This is a genomic window from Enterovirga aerilata (assembly GCF_013044135.1).
In the GTDB taxonomy this organism is placed as follows: domain Bacteria; phylum Pseudomonadota; class Alphaproteobacteria; order Rhizobiales; family Beijerinckiaceae; genus Enterovirga; species Enterovirga aerilata.
Window position 1 is genome coordinate 233,244 of record NZ_JABEPP010000007.1, and the last position, 17,641, is coordinate 250,884.

17 protein-coding genes are annotated in these 17,641 nt (G+C 67.4%); 11 read left to right on the top strand and 6 right to left on the bottom strand.

Annotated features, from left to right (window positions below; genetic code table 11):
• Positions 1-24 precede the first annotated feature (24 nt).
• On the bottom strand, positions 25-429 hold the full coding sequence (locus tag HJG44_RS22650) for a Rid family hydrolase (protein ID WP_171220664.1): 405 nt from the start codon (positions 427-429) through the stop codon (positions 25-27).
• Positions 430-534: 105 nt separating this feature from the next.
• Here HJG44_RS22650 and HJG44_RS22655 point away from each other — a divergent pair, with 105 nt between their 5' ends.
• Together HJG44_RS22655 and HJG44_RS22660 are read left to right on the top strand one after the other, a co-directional pair.
• On the top strand, positions 535-1,470 hold the full coding sequence (locus HJG44_RS22655; RefSeq protein ID WP_171220665.1) for an amidohydrolase family protein: 936 nt from the start codon (positions 535-537) through the stop codon (positions 1,468-1,470).
• Positions 1,471-1,510: 40 nt separating this feature from the next.
• Entirely contained in the window at positions 1,511-2,707 is a 1,197-nt protein-coding gene (locus HJG44_RS22660) for a 4-hydroxybenzoate 3-monooxygenase (protein ID WP_171220666.1), read from the top strand.
• Positions 2,708-2,818: 111 nt separating this feature from the next.
• Here the strand turns inward: HJG44_RS22660 and HJG44_RS22665 are convergent, their stop codons facing one another.
• Positions 2,819-3,337, bottom strand: a complete 519-nt coding sequence (locus HJG44_RS22665; RefSeq protein WP_171220667.1) for a 3-hydroxyanthranilate 3,4-dioxygenase — start codon at positions 3,335-3,337, stop codon at positions 2,819-2,821.
• 153 nt (positions 3,338-3,490) lie between these two features.
• On the opposite strand from HJG44_RS22665, the gene HJG44_RS22670 reads away from it, so the two are divergent.
• The 5 genes from HJG44_RS22670 (at position 3,491) to HJG44_RS22690 (ending at position 8,621) form a co-directional block, all read left to right on the top strand.
• The gene (locus HJG44_RS22670; RefSeq protein WP_171220668.1) at positions 3,491-4,288 is read left to right on the top strand and encodes a GntR family transcriptional regulator; all 798 of its coding nucleotides are present in this window, start codon (positions 3,491-3,493) and stop codon (positions 4,286-4,288) included.
• A gap of 120 nt (positions 4,289-4,408) precedes the next feature.
• Positions 4,409-5,602, top strand: coding sequence for an ABC transporter substrate-binding protein (locus HJG44_RS22675; protein ID WP_246736431.1), 1,194 nt, complete (start codon positions 4,409-4,411; stop codon positions 5,600-5,602).
• Between the two features lie 83 nt (positions 5,603-5,685).
• Entirely contained in the window at positions 5,686-6,456 is a 771-nt protein-coding gene (locus tag HJG44_RS22680) for a creatininase family protein (protein ID WP_171220670.1), read from the top strand.
• A 165-nt stretch (positions 6,457-6,621) separates the two neighbouring features.
• Positions 6,622-7,488 (top strand): fumarylacetoacetate hydrolase family protein, encoded by an 867-nt coding sequence (locus tag HJG44_RS22685; protein WP_171220671.1) that lies wholly within the window; start codon positions 6,622-6,624, stop codon positions 7,486-7,488.
• Positions 7,489-7,565: 77 nt separating this feature from the next.
• Positions 7,566-8,621, top strand: a complete 1,056-nt coding sequence (locus HJG44_RS22690) for a glucokinase (protein ID WP_171220672.1) — start codon at positions 7,566-7,568, stop codon at positions 8,619-8,621.
• A gap of 28 nt (positions 8,622-8,649) precedes the next feature.
• Here HJG44_RS22690 and HJG44_RS22695 read toward each other — a convergent pair whose 3' ends face one another.
• The 4 genes from HJG44_RS22695 to HJG44_RS22710 form a co-directional block, all read right to left on the bottom strand.
• On the bottom strand, positions 8,650-9,075 hold the full coding sequence (locus HJG44_RS22695; protein ID WP_171220673.1) for a PAS domain-containing protein: 426 nt from the start codon (positions 9,073-9,075) through the stop codon (positions 8,650-8,652).
• A gap of 182 nt (positions 9,076-9,257) precedes the next feature.
• Complete coding sequence (locus HJG44_RS22700; RefSeq protein WP_171220674.1) at positions 9,258-10,073, bottom strand: Crp/Fnr family transcriptional regulator; 816 nt, start codon at positions 10,071-10,073, stop codon at positions 9,258-9,260.
• Positions 10,070-13,249, bottom strand: coding sequence for a CheR family methyltransferase (locus HJG44_RS22705; protein WP_171220675.1), 3,180 nt, complete (start codon positions 13,247-13,249; stop codon positions 10,070-10,072). Before HJG44_RS22705 ends, HJG44_RS22700 begins: the two co-directional genes overlap by 4 nt.
• A gap of 331 nt (positions 13,250-13,580) precedes the next feature.
• Positions 13,581-14,600: a chemotaxis protein CheB gene (locus HJG44_RS22710; protein ID WP_171220676.1), complete on the bottom strand. Its 1,020-nt coding sequence runs from the start codon at positions 14,598-14,600 to the stop codon at positions 13,581-13,583.
• A gap of 81 nt (positions 14,601-14,681) precedes the next feature.
• Here HJG44_RS22710 and HJG44_RS22715 point away from each other — a divergent pair, with 81 nt between their 5' ends.
• The 4 genes from HJG44_RS22715 (at position 14,682) to HJG44_RS22730 (ending at position 17,464) form a co-directional block, all read left to right on the top strand.
• Positions 14,682-15,071: a response regulator gene (locus HJG44_RS22715; RefSeq protein ID WP_171220677.1), complete on the top strand. Its 390-nt coding sequence runs from the start codon at positions 14,682-14,684 to the stop codon at positions 15,069-15,071.
• Between the two features lie 134 nt (positions 15,072-15,205).
• Positions 15,206-16,090 (top strand): NADH dehydrogenase ubiquinone Fe-S protein 4, encoded by an 885-nt coding sequence (locus HJG44_RS22720; RefSeq protein WP_171220678.1) that lies wholly within the window; start codon positions 15,206-15,208, stop codon positions 16,088-16,090.
• A gap of 15 nt (positions 16,091-16,105) precedes the next feature.
• Positions 16,106-16,474 carry an SPW repeat protein gene (locus tag HJG44_RS22725; protein WP_171220679.1) on the top strand — a complete coding sequence of 123 codons (369 nt, stop codon included), beginning with the start codon at positions 16,106-16,108 and terminating at the stop codon, positions 16,472-16,474.
• A gap of 231 nt (positions 16,475-16,705) precedes the next feature.
• The gene (locus HJG44_RS22730; protein ID WP_171220680.1) at positions 16,706-17,464 is read left to right on the top strand and encodes a class I SAM-dependent DNA methyltransferase; all 759 of its coding nucleotides are present in this window, start codon (positions 16,706-16,708) and stop codon (positions 17,462-17,464) included.
• Positions 17,465-17,641: the final 177 nt, after the last annotated feature.

Genomic DNA, 17,641 nt, shown 5'->3' on the forward strand with positions numbered 1-17,641 from the left:
GGGAGCGGGCGACAAGCCCGCCGCTCAGTCGAACATCGCCACGCAGTCGATCTCGACATTCACGCCCGCCCGATGCGGCGTGCCGCCGATGCAGGTGCGCGTCACCTTCTCGCCGTCGAGGATCTCGCGGAATATCTCGTTGAACTTCGGGAAGTCGGCCGTATCGCGCAGGACGACCCGCATGTTGACGACGTTGGCGAAGGTTGCGCCTGCCGCTTCCAGCACGCTCTTCAGGTTCTGCAGTGTGCGTCGGGTCTGCTCCTCGATTCCGCCAGGCACGACCGTCTTCGTCTCCGGATCGAGCGGACCCTGGCCGGACACGAACAGCATGTTTCCGAAGCGGATCGCCTGCACGATCGGCGGCGGCTTGGACGCCTCCGTGAAACCGGTGGTCGGGGCGGATTTGGACGCGATGATCTGTTTGGGCACGGTGCGGCTCTAGCTTGGTGACGTGTCCACAATGCGCAAAAAATTTCGGATTTCCAGATCTTTCTCGAAATCGTAAGAGGTCGGAAGCTTCATCTGGAGACCGTCTTGCCTGCGCCGCACCGCATCGACACGCAGCACCATATCCTCCCGCCCCGCTACGTCACGGAGGTCGGGCCGGAGGCGATCGGCCGGACGCTCGTATCGGGACAGACTCCGGACTGGACGCCCGAGCATTCCCTGGCCGCGATGGACCGGCACGGGATCGCCACGGCGGTCGTGTCGGTTTCCGCGCCCGGCTTTCCGGTTCCCGATCCGGCCGCCCTGTGCCGCTACTGCAACGACTATGCCGCCGAGATGGTGGCCCGCTATCCTGGCCGTTTCGGCAGCTTCGCCAGCCTGCCGCTTCCCGATGTCGATGCGAGCCTCTCGGAGATCAGCCGCGCCCTCGACCAGCTCGGGGCGGACGGCATCTGCCTGCTGACGAGCTATGACGGCCGCTATCTCGGCGACCCGCTCTTCGCTCCGATCATGGACGAGCTCGAGCGCCGGGAGGCTATGGTCTATGTCCATCCGAACGAGGCGCCAGGCTCCTTTCTCGGCGGCCTTCCGCCGGCCTCGCTCGAGTTCCCGTTCGATACCACGCGCGCGATCGCGAACCTGCTCTTCACCGGCACGCTGCTGCGGACGCGGAGCGTGAAGTACATCTTCTCGCATGCCGGGGGCGCCGTGCCGTTCCTGGCGGAGCGTCTCGCCCGTCTCGAGCGCCGGCCCGACCTCAAGCAGCACGCACCTGACGGCGTGCTCTCCGAACTGCGGCGGCTGCATTTCGACGTCGCGCTCTCGGCCGGTGAACTCACGCTCGGGGCGCTCCTGCGCTTCACGACCCCTGACCGCGTCCTGTTCGCGAGCGACTTCCCCCATGCCCCCGAGCCCGCCATGGCGGGCTCGGTCGACGGTCTCGCGAAAGCCGGGCTCGCTCCGCCCGATCTAGCGCTCATCGAGCGCGGAAACGCGCTCCGGCTGATGCCGCGACTGCGCTGATTCGGGTTGGGACGTCGGAAGGCCGGGCTCGGGGACGAAGATGAGATCGAAGACTCAGGTTGCCATCATCGGGGCCGGGCCTGCAGGCCTGCTCCTCGGTCGGCTGCTGCGACTGTCGGGAGTCGACAACATCATCCTGGAGGCGCGTGACCGGCACTACGTCGAGAATCGTCTGCGAGCGGGTCTCCTGGAGCAGCCGACGGTCGATCTGCTCGATGCTGCCGGGCTAGGCGATCGGCTGCACCGCGAGGGCAAGTTCCACGAGGGTTTCGAGCTGAGGTTCGGCGGCCGGCGCACTCGCATCGACATGCGGGAACTGACCGGCCGGGCGATCACGGTCCTCTACCCTCAGACGGAGGTCGTGAAGGACCTCCTGGCGGCGCGGGACAAAACCGGCGACCTGATCGCGTTTGAGGTGTCGGAGGTCGAACCGCACGGCATCGATAGCGACCGGCCGACGGTGCGCTACCGCGATGCGGGCGGATCCGCGCATGAGATCCAGGCCGATTTCATCGCCGGTTGCGACGGATTCCACGGTGTCTGCCGGCCCGCGATCCCTAGTAGCCTCGTCAAGACGTTCACGCGAGACTACCCATTCGCGTGGTTCGGCATCCTCGCCGACGCGCCCCCGATCTCGGCCGAGCTGATCTACGCTCACCACGCGCGCGGCTTCTCGATGCACAGCATGCGCAGCGACAGGGTGAGCCGCCTCTACCTGCAGGTCGCACCCGATGACACGGTCGAGAACTGGCCGGATGAGCGGATCTGGACGGAGCTACAGCTCCGCATGGGAGCGGAGGGAAGTCCGCGTCTGAACGAAGGGGCGATCCTCCACAAGAGCATCACACCGATGCGCTCCTTCGTGACCGAGCCCCTTCAATACGGCAGGCTATTCCTGGCCGGCGACGCCGCCCATATCGTGCCCCCCACCGCCGCGAAGGGCCTTAACCTGGCGGTGGCCGATGTGAGCGTGCTCTCCGATGGCCTGATCACGTTCTACCGCGACGGCGACCGCTCCATTCTGGACGGTTATTCGGAGCTCGCACTGCAGCGGATCTGGCGCGCCCAGGAATTCTCCCGCGCGATGACGGAACTGCTCCACCACGTTCCTGGACAGGACTTCGAGGCCCGGCTCCAGCGGGCCCGCCTGGAAGGCCTCGTCGCCTCTCGCGCCGCGATGACGACGTTCTGCGAGAACTATACCGGCCTGCCTTTCGCCGGACGCATCCACCACTGAAGGCGATCCGATCCGCGAGACCCGCCCTCGCGGATCGGACGAGAGCAACCGCCTGGCGCCCTGGCCCCATGCTGCGGCGGGGCCGCGGCATGGGGCAGTGACACCCGTGGGTCAGAAGCCCTCCGGCTTCGGCATGACGTTGCCGCACTTCTTGCAGGTGCGGTGCGCTTCGTTGCCGAAGAAATTCTTGTAGGCCTGGGTCACGAAATCCTTCGTGTAGTCGTCCACCACGGCGCTCTCCTCGTGCAGGAGTTCGTCGCATTTCGGGCAGTACCACTGGAACCGGTCGACCTCGCCCTCGCGGCGACCGCGCTCCGTGATGAGCGCGAAGGCGTCCGGGGGGAAGCGCGGCGAATGAGGCGTGTTGCCCGGCATCCAGTTGGTCGAGCCCTCCGGAATGACGCAGACCTTCTCCTCGCCCTCGGGAGTGCGGTAGTGCAGGTGCATCGTCCCCTTGATCATGTACGTGAACTCGTCGCTGTCGTTCACGTGGAATTCGCTGCGGTATTCGCGGCCGCGGGCCACGAAGGCGAGCGAGTCGGGCTTTTGCCACAGGACCTTCACGCGCCGGCCGGATTCGGCCAGCTCGCGCGTCACGCTCTCCAGATCGACAACGGGCAGCTCTTCCATGGTGCGCTCGGCTCGTGATTGATGACGTCGACGTTCTGCGCCCTGCTTCGGCAAGTGTCAAATTTTCGAAATTTACGCGAACCTCGACGCAATCTTCACAGCTCGGCGTGCCGCTGGCATAGAGAGCCGCAGCGCAGGCGCAGCGGAACGCACATGGACAACTTCGAGTGGGGGCCGGCGCTCAGGGTCGGCCAAGCTAAGGCGCACAAGACGCTGACCGAGGAGACGCTCGCCAGACTCAGGCGGGACATCGTCTCAGGCGAGTTCGAGGCCGGCCAGAAGGTGAAGTCGGAGGACCTGAAGAAGCGCTACCAGGTAGGAACGAGTCCGATCCGCGAAGCGCTGTTCCAGCTCGTCAGCGAGGGGCTGGTCCGATCGGACGGTCAGCGCGGCTTCCGGGTCGCCGAGTTGCGCCAGGAGGAACTGCTGGACATCACCGACTGGCGCGCGCGGCTCGAATGCGAGGCGCTCCGGCGCGCGATTGCGACCGGCGACATGGAGTGGGAGGCGCGCGTCGTCGCCGCTTTCCACCGCCTGACCCGCGTGGAGGGGGAGAGCGGGCTCGACCCGAAGGATGCGGCCGATCTCTGGGAGGATCACCACCGCTCCTTCCATTTCGCCCTGTACAGCGCCTGCGGTTCGCCCTGGCTGCTCCGGTTCTGCGAACTCCTCATCCAGCATGGGGAGCGCTACCGGCGCGCCTACATCTCCTATCCCAGGATTTCCTCCTCGATCACGGCCGAGCACAAGGCCATCATGGATGCCGCGATGGCACGTGAAGGCGATCGCGCGGCCGATCTTCTGGAGCGCCACATTCGGCATGCTGCCGATCTCGCGCTCGCGCACGCCACCCGCCGCCCCGCACTTGGCACGTCGCTCGCAAAGAAGCGCCGCGTGGGGGGCATGGAATCCGAGCAGGTGCTTAAAAGCAGAGCGCCCGCGAAGCGGTAAACGCACAACGGACACGCTTGACTATCATATTTCGAAATTTCTACTCTAGCCTTCGGGCTATCCGAAATTTCGGAAGGCGCCCGCAACGAGGGGAATACGATGGCGCCGAGGCTGCGTGACATGTTGTTGGCAGGGGTGATGCTCGCCGTGAGCGGCGGCGGCGCCCTGGCCGATATCCCGAACAGGCTGCTCAAGGTCGGGGTGCTGACCGACATGTCGGGGCCGTTCGCGAGCCAAGCCGGCCAGGGCTCCTTCGTCGCCGCGCAGATGGCTGCGGAGGACTTCGCCAAGGAGGCGGGCGACCTGAAGGTCGAGATCGTCGCGGCCGACCACCAGAACAAGCCCGATGTCGGCTCCGCGATCGTACGGCGCTGGATCGACCAGGAGAACGTCAACACCGTCGTCGACCTGCCGAATTCCGGGGTCGCGCTGGCGATCTCGGCACTGCTCGACGACCGTAATATCCCGACCATGGCCTCGGGCACTGCCACGTCCGACATGACGGGCAAGTTCTGCAAGAAGACCACCGTCCAATGGGCGCACGACACCTGGGCGCTCGGCAACGGCATGGGCAAGGCGGTCACCAAGGCCGGCGGCAAGAAGTGGTTCTTCATCGCCTATGATTACGCGCTCGGTCAGGCGCTCGAGCGCGACACCTCCGAGGCGGTGAAGAAGGCCGGCGGAACGGTCGTCGGGAGCGTGAAGCATCCGCTCGGGACGACCGACTTCTCGTCCTACATCCTGCAAGCCCAGTCGTCCGGGGCGGATGTGATCGCACTCGGCGGCACGGGCGTAGACGCCATCAATGCGATCAAGCAGATGGGCGAGTTCGGCGTCATCCAGAAGGGCATGCAGCTCGCCGCGCTGTTCATCCAGATCTCCGACGTGCAGGCGATTGGGCTCGACCAAGCGAAGGGCCTGATCGTCACCGAGTCCTTCTATTGGGACCTGAACGACCGTACCCGTGAATGGTCGAGGCGCTTCTCCGCGCGCATGAACGGCAAGATGCCGACCGTGAACCATGCCTCGACCTATTCGGCGACGCTCGCCTACCTGCGCGCCGCCAAGGCCGCCGACTCCGTGCAGGGTGACAAGATCGTGGCCCAGATGCAGAAGATGACGTTCGACGACCCAACCTACGGCAAGGTGACGGTCCGGCCGGACGGGCGCGCGGTGCACGAGATGTTCGTCTTCAAGGTCAAGGACCCGTCCCAGTCCAAGTCGAAGGACGACGTCTACGATCTCCTGGAGACGATCCCCGCCGAGGAAGCGTTCCGGCCGATAAAGGACGGCGGCTGCCCGCTCATCAAGTAAGGCGATCCACCGTCGTCGAAGCCGCCGGGTCCTCCGGCGGCTTTCCATTGATGGCCGGGCTTCCCGGCCCGCGAGCCTCACGCATGCTCTGGTCGTCGCTCAAGGCCTCCGAACTCACCGCGCTCGCCGCCAGGGATGCGATCGTCGTCGTGCCGCTCGCATCCTGCGAGAACCACGGGCCGCATCTCGCGACCGGGGTGGACATGATCCTTGTCACGGAGGTCGCACGGCGCGCGGCCGAACGTGCCTCCGCGCACCGGCCGGTCGTCGTGGTGCCCACGGTCTGGTGCGGGCTCGCCGAGATGCATATGAGCCTCGGCGGTACGATCACGGTCGACGTGCCGGTCTACTACGACCTGCTCCGCAGCATCTGCCGGTCGATCAAGCGCCAGGGCTTCAAAAACATCCTCCTCGTTAACGGCCACGGCGGCAACACGCATGTGCTGAACGGATTCGTGAACGATTTCGGGGCCGAGCTCGATGCGGCGATCGCGGTGGCGACCTATTGGCAGCTCGCGGCCGAGGCCTTCGGGACGATCCTGGAGGACCAGAGGAATGTCGAGCATGCCTGCGAGGGGGAGACCTCCATGATGCTCACGCTGGCTCCCGAGCTGTGCGACCCCTCCGAGTTCGGGAACGCGGTCGGGCCGGAACCGGCGAACCCGTCCCATGTCGAGGTGGCCGGCAGTCTCGCGGTTCACCGCTGGCGCTCCTTCGAGGCGCGGACGAGCCACGGCGCGCTCGGCAACCCGACCCGCGCCACGGCGGAGAAGGGGGAGCGCCTGCTCGAGGCGGCCGCGGATGCCATCGCGGATCTCCTCCGGAACGACCGGTTCTGGGCTATGAGCTACTGAGCTGTTTGCTTGAAACGGCCCGGCGACGGGGCAGAAGCGAGCCGGATTCTCCAGGCAGAGCACGGGCGGGGAGGGCGCTCCGGCGTTTCCCGGTTGACGGCGCCCCGCAACGATGGTTCCGCGGCGTGCCGGCCGTTCGGACGGCTGTGTCCGGGAACTCAGACGATGCGCTTCTCCTCCGTCCGCACGGCTCAAGGCGATACGCTTGCGGCAAGACGCGACGGCGGCCTCTACGACCTGCGCCGGGTCGATCCCAGCCTTCCCGACGGCGTCGGCCCGCTCGTGGTGGGCGGGCCGGAACTCATGGAGCGCGCCGCCAAAGCTGCCGAGAGCGCAACCGCGGCGGCGCGGCTCGACGAAAGCTCGGCCCGCTACCGCCCGGTGATCGAGCGCCCGGGCAAGATCATCTGCATCGGCCGCAACTACGCGGCCCATGCGCGGGAGGGCGGCGCCGAGCCCCTCGACTACCCGGACGTCTTCATGCGCGGCGCGAATTCGCTGGTCGCGCATGGCGAATCCCTCGTCCGGCCGCGCTGCTCGGACAAGTTCGACTACGAGGGCGAACTCGCCTTCGTGATCGGCCGCAGGGCGCGCCATGTGAGCCGGGAGGACGCCTACGCGGTCATCGCCGGCTATTCGGTGTTCAACGAGGGCTCGGTCCGCGACTACCAGCGCAAGGCGACCCAGTGGACCATGGGCAAGAACTTCGACGGGACGGGGGGCTTCGGGCCGGATCTCGTGACGCCGGACGAACTGCCCGCGGGGGCGGAGGGGCTCCGCCTTACGACGACGCTCAACGGCCGGCTCATGCAGGACGGGAATACGCGAGACTTCATCTTCCCCGTCGCGCAGGTGGTCGTGATCCTGACGGAGGCGATGACGCTCGAGCCCGGCGATGTCGTCCTCACCGGGACGCCCGCCGGGGTCGGCTATGCGCGGAACCCGCCCGTCTTCTTGAAGCCGGGCGACGTCGTCGAAGTGACGATCGAGACCGTCGGCACCCTGCGCAACACGGTGCGGGACGAGGCTTGAGGGAGGGGAGGGGTTTTCGCGGCGGGCCGGCCCGGCTTAAGGAGCGGCATCTTCCCGCTCCGCTCCGATCGAGTGCCGTGGCTGCTACATATCCCCGTCGCGACAGCGACGCGCGTTTCGGCGCGCTCTCCTTTCCGGCTCTGCTCGCGGATATCGGCGGCACCTTCGCCAGATTCGCCTTGTTGGAGGAGCCCGATGCGGCTTTCGCGCTTCTCGCCAAGGTGCCGACGTCCTCCTATCCGGACGCGGTCGCCGCGATCTCGGCAGCTCTCGCAGGCCACGCGGGCCCGCGTCCCGTTTCAGCCGTGATAGCGGCGGCCGGGCGCGTCGCGGACGGAACCGTCCAGCTCACGAACGCGGCCTGGCGCATCGATCCGGCGGAGATCGGCCAGGCCTTCGGGCTGGAGCAGGTCGTGCTTCTCAACGACTACGCGGCCACCGCCGCCGGGCTGCAGGACATGTGCCGTCGGGATGGGGACGATGTCCGGCGGATCGGGCCGGCAGGTCCTGCGCCGGGACCGCAGGTGGTGCTCGGGCCGGGAACGGGGTTCGGCGCCTCGGCGGCGGTGTCGTTCGGGGACGAGACCGTGCTCCACTCTACGGAAGCGGGCCATGCCGAGCTCGGGCCGGCGACCGAGACGGACTTCGCACTCTGGCCGCTGATCGAGCGCGTTCAGGGCCGGATCACGGTCGAGGCGCTCCTGTCGGGACCGGGGCTCGTCCGGCTTTATCGTGCGGTCGCGCGGCGGCGTGGATGCGGGTCGGCAAACGACACCCCGGCCGCGGTGGTCGCCGCGGGCCTCGACGGTTCCGACACGGTCGCGGCCGAGACGCTGCGCCGCTTCGCGGCGGTGCTCGGCCGGTTCGCGGGCGATCTCGCGCTGGTCTTCGGAGCGACCGGCGGGGTCCTGATCGCGGGCGGGATCGCGCCGCGCATCGCCAGAATCCTCGACGAGGGCGAATTCCGGGCGGCGTTCGAGCGGAAAGCGCCGTTCGCAGAGGCGATGCGGGGCGTTCCGACCTACCTCATCATCCATCCCGAGCCGGTGCTCGCGGGGCTCCGTGCCTTCGCGGCCGCGCCCGGTCGCTTCATCGTCCAGGCCGGGCGCTGGAGCGCAGACGACGGCGCCTGAGCCGCAGGTCCGGCCGATCTCCGCCGGGCTACGCGATGCAGCCGAGGAGGGTCGAGACCCTTCCGTCGCCCCATAGCGGGAGCAGAAGCCGCGAATACCCGCTCTCCTCGGAGCGCCACAGCGTCGGCCCACCTGCCTCCAGGGTGGCGCTCAGCTGGGCGAGGAGGAAGTCGAAGGGGGCGCCGCGCCCGATCTCGTCCGCAAAGCACCCTTCCAGGTCGTGCTTGCCCCAGCGGCGCGCGACCTCGTCTCCGGCCTCAGCGAAGCGGAAGCGCGGCGGCAGGTCCATGGCCTCGATGAGCACCGTCTTTCCGGCGATCTCGCCAAGGGCCGCCAGACTGAGATCGTCCGCGAAGGGCATCGTCGCCTCACCCCGCTTCAGGCCCTCCCAATAGGCGAGAACCCGCTCGATATCGGATGGAAGATCCTGGTCGAGGGGAAAGGGCGATCGCATCGTGGACCTGTTTCGTCTCGCTGGGGCTCAGACGGTCATAAAGCGTGCCGCGGCCGGCGGCTATGGCGCGCGGCATGGTTCCGAAGTCCTGAAGATCGGCCTTCCGCCGCCAGTCCGGGAAGCGGGACGGACCGACCGGTCGCGCCGAGGCGGCGGCTCATCGTCGGCGCCGGTGACGTGCGTCAGGCGCGGCTTTCAGGTTGACGTGGCGAGGCCTCGGCCAGGAGATGCGGAGAGACGCTCGCCTCGCTCTCTGTGCGGTCGTGTCTCAGGTGGAGATAACCGGGCTCGAAGAGGGCGGCCGCCTGGAGGGCGCTCAGGCTTGGGATCGTGAGCGACTTGGTGCTGAGCTCGACGAGCCCGGCTCTGCGAAGCTCCTGCAGAGTCCGGTTCACGTGAACATCCGACAGCCCGACCGCAGCTGCGAGGTCGGCCTGGGTTGGCGGAAACACGCATGTATTGCCGCTCGCCAGCCCCACGAGGCGCAGCCGAACGAAGATCTCGCAGAACAGGTGCGCCAGTCTCTCGAGGGCTACGCGCTGACCGAGATTGACCGTCCACTCCCGCTGGATCGACGCGTCCGATATCGTTTCGCAAAGAAGCGCCCGCGCGACCGACGGGGAGGACGAGATCAGGTCGTCAACGACATTGGGCGCGAGTTCCGCATAGGCGACGGTAGTCAGCGCCGCAACGGAGTGGTCCATGCGGGGGACATACCTCATGTTGAAGTCGCAGCTGTCCCCCGGAAGAAGGAAAGCGAGGATCTGCCGCCGGCCGTCCTCCAGCATCTTGTAGCGGCACGCCCAGCCGGAGAGGATCATGCGCAGGCCGCCCGGCCGGTCTCCCTCGCAAATGAGATCCTCCCGCGGTCGCGCATGGCGGGCATGCGCCAGAACGACACGCTCCAGCGTTGCAGCGTCCTGATCCGTAAGCGGCGAGAGTGCGTCAAGCTTGCGGACGAGCGCGTCCGCACCAGGTGAGGAGCCGGCCGAATTCATGGCGCGGCTCGCCAGGCCGGCATGACGGTCCGCCCGGTCAACGGAATCGTGATGGAGCAGCGCAGCCCCGATGGTTCGTAGGCGAGCACGGTCCTTGCCGTCAGCTCGAAGGCTAGCGTCCGCTCCAGGAGCTCGGTCCCGAAGCCGCGCCGCTCAGGCGGGCGCTCGATGGGCACTCCGCCGAGCTCGCGCCATTCGAGGGCGAGCTCCGGTGTTGCTCCGGACCTTATCGACCAGCTCACCTCGACCGTGCCCTTCGGCGCCGAGAGCGCGCCGTATTTCACGGCATTCGTCGCGAGCTCGTGGATGGCGAGGCCTAGCGTCTCGGCCGCCTTGGGCTGCAGCCGGAGAGCAGGGCCCGAGATCCGCACCTGCTCGGCCTCCTGCGCCCGGTAGGCCATAAGCTCGTCGGCCACCAGGTATTCGAGGTCGACGCCCGCCTCCGGATCGCGCGTGACGAGCGCCTGCGTCCGCGCGAAGGCGTTAAGACGCCCGTCGAGATGCATGGCGAAATCCTCGACGGTGGAGCTCGTCTCCGCCGTCCGACGGACGATCGAGCGCACCACCCCGAGGGTGTTGCGGACGCGGTGCTGCAGCTCGGCGAGCAGCATCCGGGTGCGCTCCTCCGCGCGGGTGATCGCTGTTACGTCGACGAAGGTCATCACGACGCCCGCAATGTAGTTCTCGACGGAGCGGTAGGGCAGGATGCGGGCGATGTAGCGCGTGCCCGTATCGGGCGCCGTCACCTCCCGCTCCACGCTCGCGAGCGTGCGGACGACGCGGCGCGCATCGCCGAACAGATCCTCGATCGGGATCTTCGCCTTGATATGCGCGATTGGCCGACCGATGTCGGTCTCCACAAGGTGGAAGACCTGCGTCACGGTCGGGGTGAAGTTCATCACTTTCAAGTCGTTGTCGAGGAAGATCGTCGCGATCTGGGTGGATTCGAGGAAGTTCTTCAGGTCGCTCGTCGCGCGGGTCAGTTCCTGCACGCGATGGTGCAGCTCGCCATTGACGGTGGTCAGCTCCTCGTTGACCGATTGCAGCTCCTCGCGCGAGGTCTCGAGCTCCTCATTCGCCGACTGCAACTCCTCGTTGAGGGACTGGTACTCCTCGTTGGAGGATTTCAGCTCCTCGTTGGTGCTCTCCAGCTCCTCGATCGTGGATTGGAGGCGGTCATGCGTCGTGCGGAGTTCCGCCTCCAGCCGCTCCACATGCTCCGAGCGGACGAGGGTCGGATCCTGGAGATCGCCGGCGTTCTCCGGGCGGACCGGGCCGTCCTTGAAGACGACCACGAGGCTGCGGGGCCCGCCGGGCCGCTCCTGCAGGACCTCGACATTGATGTCGACCAGCATGCGGTCGCCGTTCAGGCCCATCTGGACGCGCTCGGCATGCCCGGCGTCGTTCCGCTCCAGGGCGCGGTTGAGGGCAGCGCGCAGCTCGAGGCGGAGGTCGCGATGGACGAGGTTGAGGAGGTCGAGCGTCGCGGCTCCGGCCGAGGGTTCGAGGTAGCGCCCGGTCCGGCCGGAGAAATGCAGCACCTGGAAGTGCTCGTCCGTGATGACATAGGCAGGCGCGTAGCGTTCGGCGACCCGCTGCGCCCGCCGCTCCAGTCCGGCGTCAGGCGTGCGCGGCCGCGAAGATGGAGGCTCGACCGCCGACCGCGCCACCGTCGTGATGGGAAATTGCGGCGGAACCCGACTGCCGGCATCCAGGCGCTTGAAGATGCGCGCCCGGCGATCCACGGGAACGAACAGCTTCGGATGTCTGGTGACGTTCTCAGAATTGCCGAGGAACAGGTACCGCTCCGGTAGAAGAGCGAAGTGGAACAGAGGTATGACGCGGTTCTGCAGCTCGGCGTTGAGATAGATCAGAAGGTTGCGGCAGGAGATCAGATCGAGCCGGGAAAAGGGAGCATCCTTCAGCACATTGTGCTGGGAGAAGATGCACATCTCCCGCAACTCCCGGACGATGCAATAGGTGTCCCCCTCGCGCACGAACCAGCGCGCGAGTCGCTCTGGCGAAAGTTCGGCCTCGATATTCGTCCGGTAGCGTCCCACGCGAGCGGCCGCGAGTGCTCGGCCGTCGAGATCGGTTGCGAAGATCTGCACCTGCGGCGGCGATTCGAGCGTCGCCATGTGCTCGCGCAGGAGGATGCCGATCGAATAGGCCTCCTCGCCGGTCGCACAGCCGAGCACCCAGACGCGGACTTGGCTGCCCGCACGCTTGCCGTCGAACAGCTTGGGAATGACCTCCGTCTCCAGGACCTCGAATTCGCGCTTGTCGCGGAAGAACTGGGTGACCCCGATCAGGAGATCGTTGAAAAGCTTGGTAACCTCGTCCTTGTCTGTCCTGAGGAACTCGACGTACTCGGCGACATCGTTGATCTGCACGACCTGCATCCGCCGCTGGACCCGGCGCAGGAACGTGTTCTGCTTGTAGCCGTGGAAGTCGTTCCCGGTCTTGTTGCGCAGGATCTCCGCGATGCGGGTGAGCGAGGCGCCGGCGGAGGCCAGCATGGCATCAAAGCCCTGCCGTTCCTCGAGCCGCTGCAGGTTTCGCATATAGGCCGCGACCTGCGAGCCGATCTCTCCAAGAGGGAGAAGAAGGTCTGCGATCGCGGCTGGAGTGCGTGCATCGGCGAGATGCTCGAGACTGTTCGCCGGCGCCTCCGCGATGGCGAGTCCGCCCTGGTCCTTGAGCGCTGCAACGCCCAGCGTCCCGTCTCCGTTCGTGCCGGCGAGGAGCACGCCGATAGCCCTCTGCGCGTGGGACTGGGCGAGCGACACGAGGAAGCTGTCGATCGTGCCGCGCTCGCCGGGCGGCTGTTCCGCCTGCCGGACGCTCAGAACCCCATCCTGGATGGTGGTGATCGTGTCCGGAGCGCAGAGATAGATCTGTCCGGCCTCGATCCGCGCTCCGTCCCTGGCCGGAGTGATCCGGGGGCCGAGGTTCCCGCCGGCCAGCCCCTCGAGCCAGCTTTCGCTTAAGGCCTCCCGGTGCTGGAGCACGACCACGACCGCGACCTCCTCCTGCCGGGCGAGATCGGCGAGCAGCCTCTCCAGCTTCTGGGCGGAGCCCACCGATGCACCCACGCCCACGACGACCGGGCTCCCGGCAGGAGCGGATGGGCGTTCCTGTTCAGACCCGGCGGTATGGTCGTTGTCCGACGTCATGATCTGAAGGTTTCAGGCCGAGCTTCGCGGTGCGCAGGACGGGCCGCCCACGCTGCACCCGCCACGACCTTTTCTCAAGGGCCCGCCGAGTCGGGCCGGCTCAGATAGGCTATCCGTTCGAGAATGAGCGCGCGGTGCCGCTCCCATTCGGCGAGGCAGCTTTCGAGCGTGCTCAGCAGGCGCTTCGCTTCATCGGCGCCGGCCCCGGCCAGGCGTCCCGATTCCACGAGCGTCCTTTGGCGCTCGATGCGAGCGCGTCCCTGCGCGATGTCCCGGTCGGCTACCACGAGCGTGGCCTACTCGCGTTCGAGCTCGGTTGTCATTCGCTCCCCTATCCGCTGGACTCGGCCTGCGGATCGTGCGGCGGTTCGTCAAGCGCTTGTAGCACGACCTGCCGGATCGTATCGGCATAGTGGCGATATTCATCGGCGCGTGCATCGTACATCTCCGCCACGGCACGTCGACCGCTTTGGCGCCCCTCCTCCGCCATCCGGTGGACGAGCTCGGCCCGCTCCTCAATGATGCGAAGGGCGACACGGAGCGCCTCGTCGACTCGTCCCTCCTGTTCCTTGGCCAGCGCATCGGCCGTGTAGGCATGGCCGACCTGACAGCGGAACCGAAGCGGCTTGGCACCCCGCACCACGGACAGGACGCCGCCGCAGCTCGGGCAGGTGACCGCGGCTGGATCGGCAAATGTTCTCAGGCGCTTGGAGTCGATACGCTCGCCTGCCGCGATCGCGACCTCGAGCGCGAGCTCGGGAGACACCGGAAGGGGCGAGCCCGCCCTCTCGCGCGAGAGGTCCGACAGCACGTCGCCGAGCCTCGCTCCCGGGACGCAGAGGTCCACCGTAGTCGCTTCGAGCGCCCGCCTCGGCATCTCGTCCGCAAAGGCATCGGCCGGATCCTGAACAAGGGCGAGTCCGCCGGAGCGCTTGATGGCGTTGAGACCCGCGGCCCCATCGGATAGGAGCCCGCTCAGGATCACCCCGATCACACGCGGCCCGTAATACATCGCGGCCGAGCGGAAGAGGGGATCTATCGCAGGACGGGCCATGTTCTCCCGCGGGCCCCGCCCGAGCACGATATGCCCGTCATGGACCAGCAGGTGGCGGTCGGGCCGGGCGAGATAGACATATCCGTGCTCGATCTTCATCCCGTTCTCGGCCTGCAGCACCGGAAGCGGCCCCGCCGCGCTCGCTACGGTCGAGAGGATGCCTATCCCGCGCGCAGGGACATGGAGAACGACGAAGACCGCGGCGACGAGGTCGGGTGCAAGCCGGCCGAGAATCTCCTTCAGAGGAGCGGTGGCGCCTGCGGAGCCCCCGATGGCGATGATGTCGCGATTGCTCATGACGGCTGCCTGCCTGGCCCTCTGGCGACAAGCACCGCAACTCCGCTATGTTCCGCCAGGACGGGACGGGGAGGTGTCGCGATGCCGAGCCTGGCAGGGGAGAGCGGAACGAGCCTTGCGGGCCGCCGCATCCTGGTGGTCGAGGACGAGTACTTCCTTGCGGACGACATGGTCCGGGCCCTCGCCACGCTCGGCGCCGAGATCGTGGGGCCGTCCGACACGGCAGCATCGGCCCTGGAACTGGTCCAGTCGGGTCTGCCGATCGATGGCGCTGTCCTGGACATCAACCTGCACGGGGAGACGAGCCTCGCGGTCGCCTCGGAGCTCCGGGCCCGGAAAGTCCCGTTCGTGTTCGCGACCGGATATGATCAGCGCGGCATTCCGCCGGAATTCGCGGACGTCCCGCGCTGGGAGAAGCCCTTCGATCCAGCCCTGCTCGCCAGGAAGATGCCCAGTCTGCTGGACCATTGAGTCCAGCAAGGGCTTGAAAAACCCGACAGCCTTCCCATGATTTTCGCCGTTCGGCTTTGACATAGCTCCTGCGGCGTCGAGAGCCGCAGGGGCGAGCCGGGCAAACATCCTTCGCTGGAAACAGGGAGGGGTGCATGGAGCAGATTCGGACGGAGATCATTGGGCTCGATCACATTCCAGCGCTGCTCGAGGCCGCCGGGCTGACGGGCAAGCCTGACCCTTTCAAACCTGCCGCTTACCCGGCGGTCGCAGCTTCGCATTGGCGCGGAGACGAGCAGGCGATCATCTTCCGCCGGGGGCGCGCGCCGATGACCTCCGGTTCGGCGGGCGCGAGGGAGTGGGTGTTGCGCTTCGAGCGGCGGACGGCTCCCTTCATCGAGCCGCTGATGGGCTGGACAGGGGGCGAGGAGCCGCTCGCCCAGATCGAGCTGACATTCGACAGCCGCGAAGCAGCGATCCGCTACGCGGAGCGCGAGGGGCTCTCCTATCGTGTCGAGGGAGAGGCGCTTGCCGCCACGGCCGAGCAGCGTCGCGAGGAGAAGCGCCGGGAGGAGAGCGCAAATCTCTTCGCCACCGCCGCCGCGCTCGCCTGGATGGATCCGTGCTACGGCATCGCCAGCCTGGGCAAGCGGCCCGATTTCGATCGGGCGCTTACGAACCCGGCCGCCGTCTACGCAGCACCTTCCGAAGTCCTCAACGACCCGAGCCTCTCGACCGAGGACAAGCGGGAGATCCTGCGCCGCTGGGCGTGGGACGAATGGCTGCTCGAGGTCGCGGCGGACGAGGCCATGGCCGGTGGCGAGCCCTCCCGGCTCGATGAGGTCAAGGCCGCGCTCGTCGAGCTCGACCGTTCCGAGAAGACGGTGCTCCTCATCGCGCAGAACGCCTCGGCTTCCGCCGCGGCACAGGATTTCAGCGGTGCATCCGACCGCAACGAGTTCTCGGTCGCTCGTCGCCGAAGCTGGGGCGAGCGGCCGGGAAGCGCCCCGTTCGGGGCGGACAGCAAACACCTCGCTTGATGAAGGAGGTATGTCATGAACGCGCTCAAGAACCGTGCCGAGCTGACGGCGATGAACATAGTCAACGCGATCGTCGGCGCCGGCCTCTTTCTCTCGCCCTGGCTGTTCGGCTTCTCGGACCACCAGACCGCGTCCTGGAACGCCTGGACCGTTGGGCTGCTGGTCGCAATCGTCGCGGTGGCGGCGGTGGCCCAGCTCCAGGCCTGGGAAGAATGGGTGAACCTTGCTCTTGGGGCCTGGCTCATCGTCTCGCCCTGGATTCTGGGCTTCACCGCACTCGCGAGCGCCTTCTGGTGCACCCTGGCCGCCGGCCTCGTGGTAGCTGTGCTCGCGGCGGTCGAGCTCTGGCTACTCCACGATGACCGGACTCGCGTGACCGCCTGACCGGACCAGGACGGCCAGACCGAGCCGCGGGGGGATCGTCCCCCCGCGGCTTTGTGCTTCTCCGGCCCGGGAGTATCGCGGGCATCCCGGTGCCGCCTTGCCTACGTCCTGAGCCGGCCTGCCGATCTCGATCCGGGTGCCGCTCTCGAATTCGTTTGAGCGAGCTCTGGATCTCGGCTTCCTCGACCGGGCGGTCGCCGTGGCCGCGCCCAGCCGACGGAAACCCAGCCCATGAACCATGAGGATGTCGCGCTATACGAGGCGCCTTCCCTCTATGATGCGCTCATCCCGCCGGGGCCGTGCGAAGGCTTCTACACCGGCCTCGCCCGTCGCTGCGGCGGCCCCGTGCTGGAACTCGCCTGTGGGACGGGGCGGCTGTCCGTGCCGCTCGCCGCCGACGGCCACCGCGTCGTCGGCCTGGACATCTCGGCTGCGATGCTGGAGGCGGCCCGCCGCAAGGCAGTGGCCGCAGGACGGGAGATCGAATTCGTCGAGGGCGATATGCGCTCCTTCGAACTTCTCCGAGAATTCGCCCTCGTGGTCGTGTCGTGCAACTCGCTTTCGCATCTCACGACGAACGGTGAACTTGTCGACGCGCTGAGGTGCGTCGCCCGGCACCTCGCGCCAGGGGGGCTTCTCGCATTCGACGTCGTCAATCCCCGCGTCTCGGATCTGGCGCAGGCTGACGGGACGGATCAGCCGCCGCGGCTCTGGCGCACCTCCGACGCCGTGGGGGAGGAACTTCTCGCCTACGATCCGGTCGGGCAGGTGCGTTTTCTGAGATGGCGGCTGGCCGGAGAGGGACGGGAACGGCGAACAAGCGTGATGCGACTGCGCACGATCTTTCCGCAGGAGCTCCCACTGTTGCTGAACGCGGCCGGCCTCGAACTGGCGGCCCGCTTCGGCGATTTCGACGGTGGCCCGCTTGCCGGGGAGAGCCTGAACCAGGTCTGCATCGCGTGCAGATGCCCAGACCGCCTTCGGCAGTGACGCCTGCTGCTGCAGGCCGGGCATTTCCGATGTTCCCCTTCGCTGCGCGCCCGCGCTGCAGGACGATGGAGATCACCTCTTCCGCCCGAGATCATGTCCCAGAGCCACCGCCGCAACCGGTAGGGCGAGGCCGGCATTGCCGTCGGGCTCGCCCGCTCCATCCCGTCTCGCACCTTC